The organism is Micropepsis pineolensis (assembly GCF_055392125.1).
Genome location: NZ_AP042408.1, coordinates 1,588,253 through 1,605,347, shown reverse-complemented (window position 1 = coordinate 1,605,347; position 17,095 = coordinate 1,588,253). Strand labels below are relative to the sequence as shown.

13 protein-coding genes are annotated in these 17,095 nt (G+C 59.7%); 8 read left to right on the top strand and 5 right to left on the bottom strand.

Annotated elements, in window-relative coordinates:
* The first annotated feature begins 256 nt into the window (after nucleotides 1-256).
* The 5 genes from ACZ5RI_RS07130 to ACZ5RI_RS07110 all read left to right on the top strand — a co-directional run bounded on the left by ACZ5RI_RS07130 (nucleotide 257) and on the right by ACZ5RI_RS07110 (nucleotide 5,227).
* Nucleotides 257-1,318 carry a hemin-degrading factor gene (locus ACZ5RI_RS07130; RefSeq protein WP_464515417.1) on the top strand — a complete coding sequence of 354 codons (1,062 nt, stop codon included), beginning with the start codon at nucleotides 257-259 and terminating at the stop codon, nucleotides 1,316-1,318.
* 133 nt (nucleotides 1,319-1,451) lie between these two features.
* Entirely contained in the window at nucleotides 1,452-2,183 is a 732-nt protein-coding gene (locus ACZ5RI_RS07125; protein ID WP_464515416.1) for a heme/hemin ABC transporter substrate-binding protein, read from the top strand.
* Nucleotides 2,180-3,247, top strand: a complete 1,068-nt coding sequence (locus ACZ5RI_RS07120) for a FecCD family ABC transporter permease (RefSeq protein ID WP_464515415.1) — start codon at nucleotides 2,180-2,182, stop codon at nucleotides 3,245-3,247. Before ACZ5RI_RS07125 ends, ACZ5RI_RS07120 begins: the two co-directional genes overlap by 4 nt.
* Nucleotides 3,244-4,047 carry a heme ABC transporter ATP-binding protein gene (locus ACZ5RI_RS07115; protein WP_464515414.1) on the top strand — a complete coding sequence of 268 codons (804 nt, stop codon included), beginning with the start codon at nucleotides 3,244-3,246 and terminating at the stop codon, nucleotides 4,045-4,047. The genes ACZ5RI_RS07120 and ACZ5RI_RS07115 overlap by 4 nt, the downstream gene beginning before the upstream one ends.
* A gap of 100 nt (nucleotides 4,048-4,147) precedes the next feature.
* Nucleotides 4,148-5,227 (top strand): metallophosphoesterase family protein, encoded by a 1,080-nt coding sequence (locus ACZ5RI_RS07110; protein ID WP_464515413.1) that lies wholly within the window; start codon nucleotides 4,148-4,150, stop codon nucleotides 5,225-5,227.
* A 55-nt stretch (nucleotides 5,228-5,282) separates the two neighbouring features.
* Here the strand turns inward: ACZ5RI_RS07110 and ACZ5RI_RS07105 are convergent, their stop codons facing one another.
* Together ACZ5RI_RS07105 and ACZ5RI_RS07100 are read right to left on the bottom strand one after the other, a co-directional pair.
* Nucleotides 5,283-6,374 (bottom strand): SGNH/GDSL hydrolase family protein, encoded by a 1,092-nt coding sequence (locus ACZ5RI_RS07105; RefSeq protein ID WP_464515412.1) that lies wholly within the window; start codon nucleotides 6,372-6,374, stop codon nucleotides 5,283-5,285.
* 32 nt (nucleotides 6,375-6,406) lie between these two features.
* On the bottom strand, nucleotides 6,407-7,378 hold the full coding sequence (locus ACZ5RI_RS07100; RefSeq protein ID WP_464515411.1) for a polysaccharide deacetylase family protein: 972 nt from the start codon (nucleotides 7,376-7,378) through the stop codon (nucleotides 6,407-6,409).
* Nucleotides 7,379-7,619: 241 nt separating this feature from the next.
* Here ACZ5RI_RS07100 and ACZ5RI_RS07095 point away from each other — a divergent pair, with 241 nt between their 5' ends.
* Nucleotides 7,620-8,492, top strand: coding sequence for a formate/nitrite transporter family protein (locus tag ACZ5RI_RS07095; RefSeq protein WP_464515410.1), 873 nt, complete (start codon nucleotides 7,620-7,622; stop codon nucleotides 8,490-8,492).
* A 3-nt stretch (nucleotides 8,493-8,495) separates the two neighbouring features.
* Here ACZ5RI_RS07095 and ACZ5RI_RS07090 read toward each other — a convergent pair whose 3' ends face one another.
* Nucleotides 8,496-11,522 (bottom strand): UvrD-helicase domain-containing protein, encoded by a 3,027-nt coding sequence (locus ACZ5RI_RS07090; protein WP_464515409.1) that lies wholly within the window; start codon nucleotides 11,520-11,522, stop codon nucleotides 8,496-8,498.
* A 229-nt stretch (nucleotides 11,523-11,751) separates the two neighbouring features.
* On the opposite strand from ACZ5RI_RS07090, the gene ACZ5RI_RS07085 reads away from it, so the two are divergent.
* Nucleotides 11,752-14,340 (top strand): tetratricopeptide repeat protein, encoded by a 2,589-nt coding sequence (locus tag ACZ5RI_RS07085; RefSeq protein ID WP_464515408.1) that lies wholly within the window; start codon nucleotides 11,752-11,754, stop codon nucleotides 14,338-14,340.
* Between the two features lie 2 nt (nucleotides 14,341-14,342).
* On the opposite strand, the gene ACZ5RI_RS07080 is transcribed toward ACZ5RI_RS07085, so the two are convergent.
* A complete protein-coding gene (locus ACZ5RI_RS07080) occupies nucleotides 14,343-14,774 on the bottom strand; it encodes a helix-turn-helix domain-containing protein (RefSeq protein WP_464515407.1) in 432 nt (143 codons plus the stop codon).
* A 180-nt stretch (nucleotides 14,775-14,954) separates the two neighbouring features.
* Between ACZ5RI_RS07080 and ACZ5RI_RS07075 the strand changes: the two genes are divergently transcribed.
* The gene (locus ACZ5RI_RS07075) at nucleotides 14,955-15,437 is read left to right on the top strand and encodes a glutathione peroxidase (protein WP_464515406.1); all 483 of its coding nucleotides are present in this window, start codon (nucleotides 14,955-14,957) and stop codon (nucleotides 15,435-15,437) included.
* Nucleotides 15,438-15,530: 93 nt separating this feature from the next.
* Here the strand turns inward: ACZ5RI_RS07075 and ACZ5RI_RS07070 are convergent, their stop codons facing one another.
* Nucleotides 15,531-16,982, bottom strand: a complete 1,452-nt coding sequence (locus ACZ5RI_RS07070; RefSeq protein WP_464515405.1) for an efflux transporter outer membrane subunit — start codon at nucleotides 16,980-16,982, stop codon at nucleotides 15,531-15,533.
* Nucleotides 16,983-17,095 lie beyond the last annotated feature (113 nt).

Here is a 17,095-nt window from a genome sequence, read left to right as displayed (position 1 = left end):
CCCCCACGTGGCTGGGGGCAGACCAAAGGCACCGCATCGCGGGAGCAGAAAACCAACGCCGGGGCACCAGCAAACAGCGCGCCGCCGAAAGCCCATAGGGCAACCGACATCAGCGCAGCTTCATAAAACGCTGCCACAGAACAACCCTCCAAACACTGTCTCTATGCCGCCTTGACACGAGAACGATTCTCAATCTTATTATCAACGCAATATCGATATTGAGAATCAATTGCAATACTGCCGCATGGAGAAAAATGTGAACGAAACCGGACAGATCGATCAGCAAAATGCCAGACTTACCGGCATATCTTTGCGCACCGCTTGGGAAAATCTCGAGTGCGACGTACGCAAGTTGCGGCCGCGCGATGCCGCCGCCAAACTGATGGTCAGCGAAGCCGAACTGATCGCCAGCTTTGTCGGCGAGCGCGCGATTCGTCTTCGCACAGAAGGCATTAGCATCCTCAGCGACCTGCCCGATCTGGGTTCGGTAAAAGCCATCACCCGAAATGCCCCTTGCGTGCATGAAAAGATCGGCCATTACGAAAAGGTCTCAACCGAGGGCCGCGCCGGTCTGGTGCTGGGCAGCAAGATCGACCTGCGGCTATTCCCGTCACACTGGCATCACAGCTTTGCGGTGTTTGAACAAACCGAGCATGGCCTGCGCCGCTCGCTGCAGTTCTTTGATGCTGATGGCACGGCAGTGCACAAAATCTACCAAACCCGCGGCAGTAACATCGATGCCTTCGAGCGTTTGATTGCCGCATGGCGCAGCCCGGACCAGTCGACAGACGTTGCGGTCAGCCCCCTGCCCCGCCCCGCTGCAGACCACCCTGACACCACCATCGACACAGAGGGGTTGTGCCGCGATTGGGCCGCGCTGCAGGACACCCACGACTTCTTTGCCTTGCTGCGCCGCTACACGGTCGGTCGCCTGCAGGCCCTGCGTCTGGCGGGCACCGATTTTGCGCGCCCCGTCGCCGCCACCACGCTGGATACCATTTTACAGGCGGCGCGTGATGGCAACAGCCCGATCATGGTCTTTGTCGGCAATCCGGGCTGCATCCAGATTCATACCGGCCCAGTCCGCATCCTCAAACGCACCGGATCCTGGCTGAATATTCTGGACGAAGATTTCTGCCTGCACCTGCGCGAGGACGAGATTGCCCACGCCTATATCGTGCGCAAGCCAACCCGCGACGGCGATGTCCATTCGCTCGAACTGTTCGACCGTGACGGATTGTGTTTTGCACAACTGTTCGGGGCACGCAAACCCGGCACCCCGGAACGCAACGACTGGCGTTCGATCGTATCCGCTTAAAAGCAGGAGAGTTTCATGCCGCGTTTTTCCCTATTTCTTGCCGCGATGACCGCATCGGCTTTAAGCGCGCTGGCAAGCGCCGCCCCGGCAAATCATATTGTCACCCTGGGTGGCGATGTGACCGAAATCGTTTATGCCCTGGGGGGCGCAAGGCAAGCTTGCCTGTGTCGATCAGACCTCGCTCTATCCGGAAGCGGCGCGCAGGCTGCCACAGGTTGGCTATGTCCGAACCCTGTCGGCGGAAGGTATATTGTCGTGCAAGCCTGATCTGGTGCTGGCCACGCAAATTGCCGGACCACAGGCCGTTCTCGACCAACTTGCTGCATCGCATATCCGCATTGTGCGTGTCAGTGCCGAAGAAACGCCAGACGCAGTCTTGCAAAAAATCGCCACGGTTGCCGGTGCTTTGGGCCGGGCCGCTGAGGGGCAGAAGCTGCAAGCCACCTTCCGGGCTGCACTGGCCACAACCAACACAGATCTGGCCAAAATCAAGGACCGACCGCGGGCGATTTTCCTGATGGCCCACGGCCCCGGTGGCGCCATGGCGGCAGGTTCGGGCACCGCAGCCCATGCCATGCTGACGCTGGTCCATGCCGAAAATGCGGCCAGCGCCTTTCACGGCTATAAACCACTGACGGCTGAATCCGCCGTTGCGCTGGCACCCGATGTTATCGTTATCGATGACATTTCACTGAAGAGTTTGGGCGGTATGGCAGCCTTCAAAGCCCGCCCCGAAATTGCCCTGACCCCGGCGGCAAAAAACGGACGGATTGTCTCGGTTGATACCATGTACATCCTCGGCTTCGGACCGCGCACCCCGGCAGCCATCGCGGATCTGGCCAAAGCGGTTCACACCAAGCCATGACCATTGCCACCGTACCTGATGGGATTGTGCTGCCCGATCAGGCCCGGCGCCGCCGTATACTTCTGGCCGGGCTTATTGTGCTGATGATCCTGGCGGCACTGGTGGCGATCACCGCCGGGGCCATGCCCATTACGCCAAGCCATGTCGTTGCCGCCCAGCTCGACCGGAGCGGATTACTGCATGCGTCGGTCGATCCGGCTGAAAGCGCAGTGCTGTTCACCATTCGCCTGCCGCGTTTACTGCTTGGGCTGGCCGTCGGTGCCACGCTGGGGCTGGCCGGGGCGGCGCTGCAGGCACTGTTCCGCAATCCATTGGCCGATCCCGGCTTGCTCGGCGTTTCGTCTGGCGCGGCCTGTGGGGCGGTTGGCTGGATCGTACTCGGCAGCATAGCCCCGCTGTGGCTGCAAGGCCGCTTTGCCATGCCGCTATGCGCGTTTGCCAGCGCCCTTATCGCCACCGCACTGGTCTATCTGATTGCCAAAGCGCGGGCGCAAAGCGATGCGGCCACCTTGTTACTGGCAGGAATTGCCATCAATGCACTGGGCAGTGCGGTGCTGGGCTTTCTCACCTATCTGGGCAGTGATGCCCAATTGCGCAGCCTGACCTTCTGGATGATGGGGGGACTGGGCGGCGTCACCACACACGAGATTGCCCCGGCTCTACCGGTGCTGATCGCTGCCTGCGTCGGGATCTGCCTGCACACCCGGGCATTCGATCTGTTGGCGTTGGGTGAAAGCGACGCCACACATCTTGGTATGAAGGTCGAAACCGTCCGCCGCACCACGATCATGCTGGTGGCGCTGGGGGTTGGTGCGGCAGTGGCTTTGACCGGCGTGATTGGTTTTGTCGGGCTGGCCTCGCCACATCTGGTGCGGCTGGTTGGCGGCCCGCACCATCGCTTTGTCCTGCCCGCCTCGGCCCTGATGGGGGCCTTGCTCACGGTCAGTGCCGATATTGTCGCCCGGCTGGCGGTGACGCCCGCCGAACTGCCGATCGGCATTGTCACCAGCGCATTAGGCGCCCCGTTCTTTATCTGGCTGCTACAACGAAAGCGCACGGCATGAATGCAGGATTATCCGCCCGCGGCATCATTGTTGAGGCTGGCCCGCGCCGCCTGCTGGATGCGGTGGATATTGATGTTATTCCCGGCCAGCTGACCGCCGTGATCGGCCCCAATGGCGCCGACAAATCGACCCTGCTCAAAGTGCTCTGCGGCGACATACGCCCCCAATCCGGCACCGTGCGCTTTGCAGGCAAGGCACTTTCCGACTGGCACAGCGATGCACTGGCCCGCCGGCGCGCCGTGCTGCCGCAAACGCCCGAGCTGGCCTTTCATTTTCAGGTTGGCGATGTGGTGGCACTGGGCCGCCACCCCCATGCCGGCCACTGCAGTGCGGCGACCGACGCCCGCGCCATCCACGGCGCCATGACGGCCGCCGCGGTGGCTCTACTGGCCGGTCAGGACTGTCATGTGCTGTCGGGTGGAGAACGCCACCGCACCCATTATGCCCGCGTGCTGGCCCAGCTGTGGGACGAGGCCCCGGCGGCCAAGCCCCGCGCCCTGTTGCTGGACGAGCCAACCGCAGGCCTTGATCTGTTTCACCAGCATGCCATTTTGAATAAAGCACGCGCGCTGGCCACCGAAGGTGTCGGGGTACTGGCCGTACTGCACGATCTTAATCTGGCCGCCAGCTATGCTGACCGCGTGGTGCTGATTGTGCGCGGACGGGTGGCGGCCTGTGGCGCGCCGTTCGATGTGCTGACCGAAGATTGCATCCGCCGCATCTGGCAGGTCGATTGCGCCATCATGGCCGACAGCCGCGGCAACCGCCACATCGCCACATTTCCCTCACCCCAGACGTAACGCCAAAACCGCGAAGAAAACAGGGATTTACCACCGTCACAGCAGTGTCAGAAACATCGCGTAAGGGCTTATCGGTCACCCCAGTGTAAGGGATCAACCGATGCAACGCCGCACCTTTCTTGCCGCCATGCCGCTGGCCGCCGCCACGGCCATTGCGAAAACCCGCACCACCGCGCCGCAGCCCGCACCGGTTGGCACCGCGCCGAAGCTGCATTTTCGCGCCGATGGTCGTTTCAAAATTCTGGCAATCAGCGATCTGCATTTCGGCCCAGAAGTCGATCCCTTTGCCGTGGCGCTGATTGAGGAGATGATCACTAAAGAGCAGCCCGATCTGGTGATTGCCAATGGCGATAATCTGATGGGCGGCGATTCCAAAACCGTTTCCGAAGTTGAAAATGCCGTCGGACAAGTGGCACAGGCGATGGAAAAGATGGGCGTGCCGTGGGCGGTCACGCTGGGCAATCACGACCGGGAACATTTTGAGCATACCGGCCTTTCCGACGAAGCCTTTTTCGCCCTGTTTGAAAAGCAGCCCCATAACATCAATCGGGGCTGGGCGCGTGGCACCACCGGCATCGGTAACACCAACCTGTTGCTCTGGCAGTCGGATGGCAGAAAACCGATCGCCAATCTCTGGCTGCTCGATTCCGGGCGTGGCGTGGCCGACAAATCACTGCGCTATGAATGGGTGAAGAATGAACAGATCGCCTGGTACCTGCGCCGTTCCACCGAACTGGAAAAGCAGTATGGCAAGCTGCCTGCGCTGATGTTCTTTCATATTCCCGTGCGCGAATTTATTGATCTGGCCGCAAGCAAAAACTTCATCGGTAGCCGCGGCGAAGACGAAGCCCCTTCTGCCGTCAACAGCGGCCTGTTCGCGGCGGCGCTGGAACGCGGCGATGTGATGGGCATGTTCTGCGGCCATGACCATCAGAACAATTATATTGGACGTCAGCGCGGCATTGCGCTTGGTTTCATTGGGGTAACCGGCGTGCTCAACGCCTATCCGCACATCCATGAAAGCGACCCGGCCAATGCCCGATTACGTGGTGGCCGTGTCTTTGAACTTTCCGCTGATCAGCCCGGCAGATTTAAAACCTGGGTCCGGTTACGGGATGGTTCGATCAACTGGGAAAGCTGGATTGATGCATTGGCATACCCCCTCCCTAAAGTGACATAAAAAAACGGGGCTGCCAAACAGCCCCGTTTTGCAGTATCGCGCAGATATCCGCCGGTTACGGCGTCGTGGTCGCAAACTTCGGCAGCTTAGCGATACGCTCGATCAGCAGATTCGACAGCGTCACGTCATCCTTCAGCGACGGATGGCCATGGCAGGCACTGTATTCGAGTGCACCATATGGTGCCAAATCAACGTCTTTGATCCCGGCCTTTTTCAGCCCTTCGGTCACCGCCGTGACATTTTTGAGGAATTCGCCGTCAAAGCTGATCGACGATGCCATCAGAATGAAATGCGCCTTAGGGTTCCTAGCATGAAGGTCTTTGACGAAGGCGATATAGGTGCGAACGTAATCGGCATCAAGCTCATCCCGGCTTTTCCAGGATTCCGTCGGTGCCAGCTGGGTCGAGAAATCATTCGTACCAAGACCAATGATATAGACATCCGGCTGCCAGCCATCCTGCGGCGCAGGGGCGGATTTGTCGAACAGGCTGTACTGATACAGCACCGGCAACGTCACGCCATGATCGATATCGGAATAATTGCGCACCATACCGCGACCGGAAAAGGCCATAATGCGATAAGCGGCACCGAAATGCTTGGCAGTCTGCGGCGGGAAGCCTTCCGATGTATCGGTGGTGTCGCGGACATCATCGGTGGTGCAAACAGTCCCGCGCGAGATGTTGCCATAACCGACGGTGAAGGAGTCACCAATGAATTCGATACGGCGGTCATATTGCGGCGCAGGCAGTACGGCATCGCTTGACGGAACATAGAAACCATCAAACGTCCCCATGGAATTCTGCGTCTCGCTGATCTTTTCCAGCCGAATGATATGACGACCGGGGCCAAGATCCTTCAGCGCCACTGTGACCTTTTTAGGCCGTGTCAGCGTCAGTTTATGTACCCCGTCGATATAGAGATACAGACTGTTCTGATCATCATCAACTTTGACATCGACCGCATCGCCGGTGAACTGCGCCTCGAAATAGACGCCGGGCCAGGCATAGGTATAGCTGGTCTGGCCATCGGCCAGATGCATCACCGCACGCCCGCCGACATACATCGGCAATACCACGCTATCCGCAGCAAACGCGCCAGCGGTCATCGCGGCGGCCGCTAACATTGCACTTAAAACCAAAGATTTCATCGGATGGAACACCCTCGGATGGACACAACAAACTACTGACACAACGCATTGAGCTGCGCGGTGAAATTATCCGGCCCCGGCGGCAACGCAACGCCCCGGGCAAAGGCTGCCCGCTGCTGGATGCCGCCGCCCCAGGCTTCACGCACCTGAGCATAACTGGCATAGACCGGATCGCTTTGGGCTTCTTCCAGCGTCACCAGCTTGAAGCGCTTGGCTGTTAGAAGACCAAGCACAGCGGGCAACATCTCGGCATCAAACGCACCGATATGCAGCAGGAAAACATGCTTGATGTCATGGCCGAAAACCTGACGGGCTTCCATGCGTCCCTGATCCATCGCCGCAGCCGCTGCCGCCAGATAGTGCGATTTCAGCCATTCAACACCGGCACTATCCTGTTTGGCCAGACAGCGCGCATACGGCGGATTATAATCATAATCGTTGAAGCCAAAGCTGATATCGGCAATGCGATAACCTTCCTTGGTCAGATACGCGGCCAGTTCGGCGCGCTTTTCCGGCGTATCACCGGCACGCAGGAACGGCAGGCGCAGGAAATGCCAATCGGTATCACCAGCATACTCTTTCAGCGTCGCTTCATTGGCACGAATATCGGCAACAAACGCGGCGGCGGTGACATCGTTGGGATCGCCATGGGTGTAGGTGTGGTTACCGATCAGATTCCCGCTGGCGCGCCAGGCTTTCAGCGCCTGAACCGTATCGTCACCCTCTTTCAGCGCCACACCGTTAACAAAACCATAGACCGGCGGGGCCTTGGCTTTTTTCAGGGCATCAACCACCTTCTGCACGATCTCGGTGCGCGTCACCCCAGCCGGGGCGACGTTATGGCTGGGCACATCGTCAAAGGTGATGGCAACTTCCGATACCGGGGCGGCCACAGCGGTTCCTATGGATCCGGCAGCCCCAAACAAACCAATCAGGCCCCATACTGTAATCTTGCCCCATACAGATATTCTGGCAGTGGACCAGCGTGCAGACAGCCTCGGCATTGGTTCCCCTCATGGTATGGTTTTGGTTAAAGAGTTGTTGGCGCAACCTAATCCGCTCGCGCGCGTATGTCTACGCTTGCGCTTTACACCAGAAAATACCCACGCCCGGATCGCCGCATTTTGGTCCCCCCTGCGGCAACCCGCGCAGGGGGGCCCCCTTCAACCACACCGCATTCGCCAGTATAGACGCCCGCGTCCACCTGCTTGAACGCGGGGCGGCACATAAGGGATATGAAAGCATATGAGCACGGATTCCGGTTCCGCAAAGAATGACCGCTTCGGTCTGGACGCCTATTCTCCGGCAGAAGTTCAGGCAAAAGTTGAAATACTGGGCGTAAAAAAGGCCCGCATGCCCTTTCTCGCCTGTTTCATGCTGTCGATGGTGGCCGGTGTCGGCATCGGTCTGGGCGGCATGTATTACAGCCTTGTGCTGGGCGACCCGACGCTTGGCTTTGCTGCCAGCAAGCTGCTCGGCGGGCTGGTGTTCTGCCTTGGCCTGTCGATTGTAGTGATCGGCGGCGCCGAACTTTTCACGGGCAATTGCCTGATCGTTATGGCCTGGGCCAACCGCCAGCTCTCCACCATGGGTGTTCTGCGCAACTGGTCCATCGTCTGGATCGGCAACTTTGTCGGTTCGCTGGTACTGGTCTACCTGCTCTATGTCTCGAAATATGCTGACGCCAATCACGGTGCCGTTGCGGCAGCCCTGATTAAGGTGGCAGCGGGGAAGACCTCACTCGACTTCACCACCATCTTCGTGCGGGGCATTCTGTGTAACCTGCTGGTCTGTCTGGCCGTGTGGCTGACCTATGCCGGTCGTTCGGTGGTCGACAAAATGTCGGCGATGATCCTGCCGGTGGCCGCCTTTGTCGCCGCAGGCTTTGAACACTGTGTCGCCAACATGTTTTTCCTGCCGATGGGCTATGTGCTGCTGCACACCGGTCACGCAGCCCCCGAGGGTGTCGACGTTTCCGCGCTGACCCTGCCGGGCATCGTGCACAATCTGGTTCCGGCGACGCTGGGCAACATTGTCGGCGGCGCGGTCTTTGTTGGCATCGTCTACTGGCTGATCTATCGCAAGAGCATCGGCGGCACCCCAAGCGGCGCGAAGTAATCTTCAGAACAAACTGTATTGTTGCTGTTTGGGCGGACTGGGGGGCGTATCATCACGCCGGACCAATCCGCCCAAACTTTTTAGGAACCGCGATGGCCCCCTTGGCCGCACGGCACCCTGCCAGAAGCGTTCCTGCGCATAAGACAGCATGAGATAATCACGCGCCCGCGTCATCGCGACATAGAGCAGGCGGCCTTCTTCGGCGATTTCCGCCTCAGACTGGGCATAGGTCAGCGGCATCAGGCCTTCCTCCAGCCCAATCACAAAAACCGCGGCAAATTCCAGCCCCTTGGCCGCGTGCATGGTCAGCAGCGAAACCCGCTCGGCACGCAGATCATAGAAATCCGCTTCGTTCGCCAGCGCGACCTGTTCACGCCAGAGCGCGTCTTCAGGGAATTCTGCGGCCAGTTCGGCAAGCCAGCGCTGCGCCTCGGCCAGATGGGCCGTATCGACACTACCCGTAGCCTGAACCAGAGCCACCGCAAGCGCCAGACGCCCGCCAAGATCCTCGCCCTCGACCGATTTCAGTGCCGCCAACACCGCCGTCACGCCAGCATGATCGATCAGTCGATCGGGGCGACTTTTCTGATGTGGAATAGCAGCCCGATCAAGCGCCTCGCATAAGGCCGCGCCTTGCGCATCGGTACGATAGAGCACAGCGAAATCGCTGAACCCCAGCGCCCGGCCCCGCTCCGCCGTCAGCATATCGTGGCCGCCCATCAGTTCGGCAATTTTGGCCGCAACGAAATCGGCCTCGGCCCGTTCATCCGCCGCGCCATGAAGCAGCACCGCCTCACCCTCGGCCCGCACGCCAGCGCGCGGGATGTCGGAGGCCGGATCGGGCATCCGCCCCATCAGCGCGCCGGATGCCGTGATGATGGCATCGGTCGAACGGTAATTGCGCATCAGGCTAAGACGCAACGACAGAGGGTGATCCGCGCCAAAACGGGCAAAACAGCCCTGATCGGCGCCGCGGAAACCATAGATTGCCTGATCGGCATCGCCGATAACACACAGATCGCCCGTGCAAACCAACTGCAGCAGGCGATACTGCCCCGGATCGATATCCTGAAACTCGTCAGCCAGCACATGGTCAAAGCGCCAGCGCGCCGCCAGCGCCGCATCCTTTTGCAAGGCTTCCACCGCCAGCAGGATCAGATCGTCAAAATCGATCCAGCCTGCAACATGCCCGGCCTCTTCCAGCGCGGCACAGGCGGCCAGAACCTCGTCCGCCCTGGCCTCGCCACTGCGCTTGGCCCGACTGACCTGCTGCAGCAGGCTGGCTGCCACCTTGGTACTAACGCCAAGGGCGGCGGTCAGCACAGCGCAACGCTCATCGTCCCCGGCCACGCGCCAGCCTTCGGCAAGGCCAACCGTGGCCCCGCCATCTTTCAGAATGGCTAACCCCAGTGAATGAAAACTGTGCACCGGCGCAGCACAACTTGGCAGCAGGGCGGCGATGCGGGCCTTCAGTTCTTCGGTCGCGCGGCGGGTAAAGGTCACAGTCAGGCAGCGTTCCGCCGCCGCACCACGCGTGGCAATCAAGTGGGCGAGCCGATGCACAATGAGCCGCGTTTTGCCCGCCCCCGGCCCGGCGGTCACGACAAGCGGCCCCAACGAAGCGGCGGCAGCAGCCTGATCGGCGTCGAGCGCCGCCAGCGCCCCGGTAATGCCCGAAGCCACCGGCTGGCGATATTTTTCCTGCAAGACCTGCTGCGGGGCCGGGGCTTTGGCCCGATGCGCGGGCTTTGCCATGCGCGGAGCGGCGAACAAAAGATCCCCCGCGGCAAACTGTTCGCGTTCTTCCGGCGAAAACAGCCGAATGGTGCCATATTCACCATCATACCCACCTTCGCGGAAGGTAGTTCCGGCGCGCAGGCGGGCGATGGCCTCACCAAGGCGGCTGTCAAAGGCGGTAATGTCTTCCAGTGGTACCTCGGTCAGCAGCGCCAGTTCGTTGCCCAGACCGGTGGTGCGGGCATAGGCCTCCTCCACCTTGTGCGAAGCCACGCCCACCCCGGTTAATTCGGACAGAATTTCCGGCAGCGGCACCAGAGACTGTACCGACCCCGCAGTGGCCGGACGTACCGGCGCGGCACGGTCAGCCAGAAGCTCAACCCTATGGGCCACCCCCACCGTCACCGGGCGGCCGCAGACCGGACACAGCCCACCATGCGCCAGCGTTTCTTTGGGATCGAGCCGTACAGCACAGGCCCGGTGGCCGTCGAGGTGGTATTTGCCTTCCTCGGGGAAGAACTCGACCGTACCGCCGTAACCATCGCCGTCTTTCAGAGCGCGGCGGATCGCGGCATAGGACGGATCGCAGCTGTACAGCGTGGCCTCGCGCCCCAGCTTAGCCGGGGAATGGGCATCAGAATGTGACACCAGCCGATAGCGGTCGAGCGACGATACCCGCCAGTTCATGGCCGGGTCCGACGACAGTCCGGTTTCGACCGCAAAGATATGGTTGGCCAGATCACCATAACAATCAGCGACGGAATCGAACCCCGACAACGCCCCCAGCGCCGAGAACCACGGCGTCCAGATATGTGCGGGGATCAGATCACACCCGGCTTCCAGAGTAATTTCCAGGAGATCGCGCGAATCAAGGCCCAGAATCGGCCGACCGTCGGCCGCGATATTGCCGATCTTCGCCAGCGCCGCCGCCAGCCGGTCAGCAGCGGCAAAATCCGGTATCAGAATCAGATGATGGACTTTGCGGGTGCGATCATCCTTTTTGTAGATGGTCGAAATTTCGACCGAGAGCAGAAACCGCACCGGGGCGCGGCACGACGGCGGCAATGCGGCCAGCACCGCAGCCTCGCGTTCCGCGCTTAAACGATACAGACCATCAGCCTCGATCAGCTTTTCGCCGATTTCCGCGCGCCAGCCGGGATGGACCGCATCGCCGGTGCCCACCACCGTGATTCCCTTGCGCGCGGCCCAACTGGTCAGATGCTCAAGATCGAGATCGCGGCTGGTGGCGCGGGAATATTTGGAGTGGACGTGCAGATCGGCGTAAAATGGCATAGTGGGGCTTTATCCTTCGGTGCCGAGATATGCCAGGAGTGCGGCAAAAGACCAGAGGCAAATGCAGCAGGGTACAGCCCCCCGCATTGCTGGAACGGCGGATGCCCGGTGGATGGAGGACAGTTTTTGACACTTTTTCATTTTCTTTAGAAACTATCGTGCCCTAGTGTCGCGTTTTCTTTTATGCCGGACCTCGCCGGCAGCCCCATTGCCTAAGGCTTAAGCCCCAATGAGCCAACAGCTCTCTCACGATCCCAATCTGGCCTTTCAACAGGCCCTCGCCCTGCACCGCGCTGGCCAGCTCGACAAAGCCGTCACGCTCTACCGCCCGCTGGCGCAGCGCTTTACCAGCAATGGCGAGTTGATGTTTCTGCTGGGCACCGCGCTGTCACAGCTGGGCGAGACCGAAGAGGGTATGCGCTACCTGAAAAAATGCCTCAAACTGCTGCCCAACCATACCGAGGCCCTGTCGAACCTGGGCATTGGGCTGCACAAGGTCGGCAAGCACGATAAGGCACTGGAGTGCTATGATCGCGCCTTACGCCAGAGGCCCAACTTCCCCGCCTGCCACAACAACCGCGGCACCCTGCTTAAAGACATGGGGCGGGCGGACGAGGCGCTGGCCAGTTATGACAGCGCGCTGGCCTATACCCCCAATTATGCCGATGCCTGGAAGAATCGCGGGGTTGTGCTGCAACATATGGGCCGCATGGAAGATGCTCTGGCCAGCTATGAACATGTCATCGCCTTAAAGCCCGACATGGCCGAGGCCTACAATGACCGCGCCTGCGTTCTGGTCGAGCTCAACCGCTTCGACGAGGCGGTTGCTGCCTATGACAAAGCTCTTGCGGTCGGACCGAACTATGCCGCCGCTTATAACAATCGGGGGAATCTGTACAAGACGCAAAAGCGCCCGGCGGAAGCCCTGGCCGACTATGACAAAGCCATCGCACTGCAACCGCTCTATATCATCGCCCATAACAACCGCGGCACCGCACTGCAGGACCTGGGGCGCCTGACCGAAGCCCTGGCCAGTTATGACAAGGCCGTTGAACTGGCCCCCCGATTTGCCGAAGCCCATAACAACCGCGGTAACGTCTTACGCAGTCTGGGCCAGTTAGAGCAAGCCCGCGCCGCCTGTGACCATGCCATCGCGCTGAAAGCCGATTTTACCGCCTGCTATAACAACCGCGGCAACATCCTCAAGGATCTTGGGCTGCTGGATGACGCGTTGGCCGACTATGACCACGCCCTGGCGCTGAAACCCGATTATGCCGAGGTCTATAATAATCGTGGCAATGTCCGGCGCATGATGAAACAGCCCGAACTGGCGCTGACCGATTACGACCTTGCGCTGGAACATAACCCCGGCCTGGTCGAAGCCTATAACAACCGCGGCAACGCCCTGCTCGATCTGGGCCGCAACGAAGAAGCGCGTGACGCCTTCACCGCCGCCATAGAACGGCGCGACAGCTATGCCGAAGCCTATAACAACCGTGGCAAAGTGCAGGAACTTCTCGGCAATCTCGACGAAGCGATCATCGACCTTGACCGGGCCATCGAACGCATGCCCACCTTGTCGGCCGCCCATTATAACCGTGGCAATGCGCTCAAAGCGCAGAACAAGCTCGAAGACGCCATGGCATCCTATGACCGCGCCATCAGCCTGCAGCCCAACTATGTCAGTGCCCGCAATAACCGTGGCAATTGCTACATGGCACTCGACCGGTATGAAGACGCGCTGGCCGATTACCAGGTGGCGATTGATGCCAAGCCCGAAGGCATGGAAACCTATAATAATCAGGGCAACGCCTATCTGCACCTGTTGCGCTTTGACGAAGCGGAGCGCTGTTACGACCGCGCCATTGAACTCGATGAAACCTTCGCCGAAGCCTATTGGAACAAGGCGCTGCTGGCGTTACTGCGCGGGGATTTCGATGCGGGCTGGCCACTGTATGAATGGCGCTGGAAACGCAGCGCCGCTAAAACCTATACCCGCAGCTTCATTCAGCCGCGCTGGAATGGCGAAGATATTGCAGGCAAGACACTGCTGATCTATGGCGAACAGGGGTTGGGCGATTATATTCAGTTCAGCCGCTATATTCCGGCCCTGTGCGCGATGGGCATCAAGGTCGTGGTCGAAGTGGCTGTTGAGCTGTTCGATCTCCTAAGCACGCTGCACTGCCCGGCGGAATTTGTTCACGCGGGCACTGCACTACCCGATTTTGATCTGCACTGTCCGGTGATGAGCCTGCCGCTGGCCTGCCGCGGACAGCTGCCTGACTTTCCCGCCGACATCCCCTATCTGTTTGCCGATGCGGAAAAATCCCGTGCCTGGCAGCAAAAACTCGGGGCCAAAACTAGCCCGCGCATTGGCCTGGCCTGGTCGGGCAAGGCGATCCACCCCAACGACCGTAACCGCTCGATGCAGCTTGCCGCGCTGGCACCAATTCTGGCTTTACCGGCCGAGTTTCATATTCTGCAGAAAGAAATCCGCCCGGAAGACGTTCCCGCGCTGGGCCAGCACAAACTGCACAGCCATTGCGACGAACTTACCAATTTTTCCGACACAGCAGCCCTGATCGATCACATGGATCTGATCATCAGTGTTGATACCTCGATTGCCCACGCCGCCGCCGCCATGGGCAAAGAGGTCTGGATGATGCTGCCGCAGCTACCCGATTGGCGCTGGCTGATGGGGCGGTGCGATACGCCCTGGTATCCCACCGTCACCCTGTACCGTCAGCAGACGATCGGCGACTGGTCCGCCGTCATCGCAGCCATCGCCGAAAAGCTGACAACACGCTGCGCAGGCTGAAATTATAGCTGCACAAAGGTCGGAATCAGACCGAGCAGATAGGTCACCGATTCAATGTGACCGGAGACGATCACCTTCAGCCGGCACAGCTCGTCATTATAAATAGTGTCGAGTTTCAGCGCCGCCTCGCCCGGGCGGTGCAGCGAAGCCGTTTTGGTCAGCTGGGCAATAATCTTTTCCGCCATCGCCGCATCGACGGCATCAATATGCAGCACACTCGACACTTCGATCGGGCGGACCGAACGCTCGGTACTGGCGATGGCCGCCGGGGTGGCGGTGCGGGTAAAGGCCGCCAGATCTTCCGGCGCGATGCGATACTGTTTGCCGATGCGCATCGCCTTGAGCTGCCCCTCATGGACGAAGTTCAGCACCGTTTTGGCATGTAATTTCAATTTATTGGCGACTTCCGAAACCGTAAAAAATTCCTGCACCATAACAGCCTCACCTTCGCTAAACGGGGTTAATGTAGGTACTTTGCGCACCTTATAGCATTTTAGGGAACGATAAGGAACTACAAAGGCGATTGGCGCCCTTTGCTGCAGATTTGACTTCGGGCCAGGACGGCTCAGAATTGCAGACTTATATTTGCCAAGCGCGAACCCAAGGAGCCCGCCATGGACCAGAGTTTCTATGATTTCAGTGCCAAATCATTGAGCGGTCAGGATGTCAGCCTGTCCAACTTTGCCGGCAAGGTGGTTCTGGTCGTCAATACCGCCAGCAAATGTGGCTTCACCCCGCAATATGCCGGGCTTGAAAAACTCTATCGCGCATTAGGACCGGCCAAATTTGTTGTGCTGGGTTTCCCCTGCAATCAGTTCGGCAATCAGGAACCCGGTGGTCCGGACGAAATCAACCAATGCCTGGTCAATTATGGTGTCAGCTTCCCGATATTCGCCAAGATCGAGGTCAATGGCAGCAACACCCACCCATTGTTTGCCTGGCTCAAAGATCAGTTATCGGGCATGGGGGGCAAGGCGATCAAATGGAATTTCACCAAGTTTCTCGTCGGCAAGGACGGCGAGCCGATCAAGCGCTTTGCCCCGGCGACCTCGCCGGAGTCGATTGCCGATTCCGTGCGCGAAGCCATCGACATGTAAGGCTTGCAGAACAGCCCTGACAGCCAGGGCTAAAATAAAAAGGGCGAGCGGTAACCCGCTCGCCCTTTTTTGTATTCCGTCCCGATCCGCAGCTTAGAACGGCAGCGCGGTCGGGTTAAAGTCGTTACGGGTCGGTTCCTTCTTGGCCTCTTCCAGAGACCAGCCGCCACCCAACACGCGGTAAAGACCAACCACCGATTCAAGCCGCGCCAGACGGATCTGCGCCAGCGTATCCTGGGCCGTGAACAAGGTCTGTTCGGTATCGAGCACCGTCAAAAGGTCGGACACCCCTTCGCGATACTGCAATTCAGAAATCCGAAAAGCTTCCTTGGCATTGGCGACCTGATCGGTGATCAGCGCCTCACGCTGCGCCAGCGACGATGTCGAACCCAACGCGGTTTCGACATCCGACAAAGCGCTCAGCACGGTGCTGCGATAGGTGGCAATCTCCTCCACTTCGACCGCCTTGTAATAGTCGCGGGTCGAAGACAGCGTGCCGCCATCAAAAATCGCCTGCAGGGCGGTCGCACCAGCAGTCCACGCCAGATTTTGCGGGCTGATCAGGTTGGAGAAGGCCGAGCTGGAATAGCCGCCTGAACCGGTCAGACTGATCGACGGCAGGAAGGCGAGACGGGCCGCGTTGAGGTTGGCGTGCGAGGCCTTCAGGGTTGCCTCAGCCGAAGCAATATCGGGGCGGCGGGCCAGAAGATCGGACGGCAGACCAGGCTGCACCGGCGGGGCGGACAGTCCATCCAGTGTGGTGCCTTTGACATCAAAACCTTCCGGGGTCTTGCCAAGCAGGATGGCCAGCGCATAGCGCGCTTCGCGTTCATATTCCTCATACTGGGGAATGCTGGCTTCCGTGCTGCGCAAGGTGGCCGTCTGCTGCGCCAGTTCCAGATTGGACGAGGCGCCGTTCTTCACCTTGGCTTCAGTAATGGCCAGAATGCGCTTAGCGGCATCGACGTTGTTACGGGCGATGTTGAGCCGGTCACGATAGGCCAAAACCGAGAAATAGGCATTGGCAACGTCGGCGCTGACGGTGAGCCATTCGGTATCGCGGGTAAAGACGGCGGCGCGGGCAGTTTCACGCGCGGCACTGACCTTCTCGCGATACTTACCCCAGAAATCGAGTTCGTAGCTGGCGGTAAGGTTGGCACCAAAGCTGTTGGCATTGGTTTCGCGGCGTACGCCGCCGGTCGTCGTCTTGCTGCCGCTGCGGCTGACCGTGCCTTCAGCACTGACGGTCGGGAACAATGCGGCCCACGCCTCGCCGGTCTGGGCCCGGGCCTGCTCAACACGCGCACCGTAAATCGCCAGATCGAGGTTACCGATCTTGGCCTCGTTCACGAGGCCAGTCAGCTCATCACTGGAAAAGGCTTTCCACCACTCCGCAGAGACGGCCGAATTCTCGGCATTCTCCGGCAATGGCGCGGTAAAGGCCTTGGGCAATTCTTCGGGCTTCATTGCCTGCGGCACTGACGTGCAGGCGGTTAACGCCAGAGCCAATACGGCCGCGGAAACGGAGCTTAGGAGAATTCTCATGAAACCACTCGCTGCTTAAATATCAGATCCACGACGCAATCGTCGGGTATTATATGGGTACGCCCGCACGACTGCCAACATCAACAGCCGTTTCTAACCCGCATTGCAAGGAA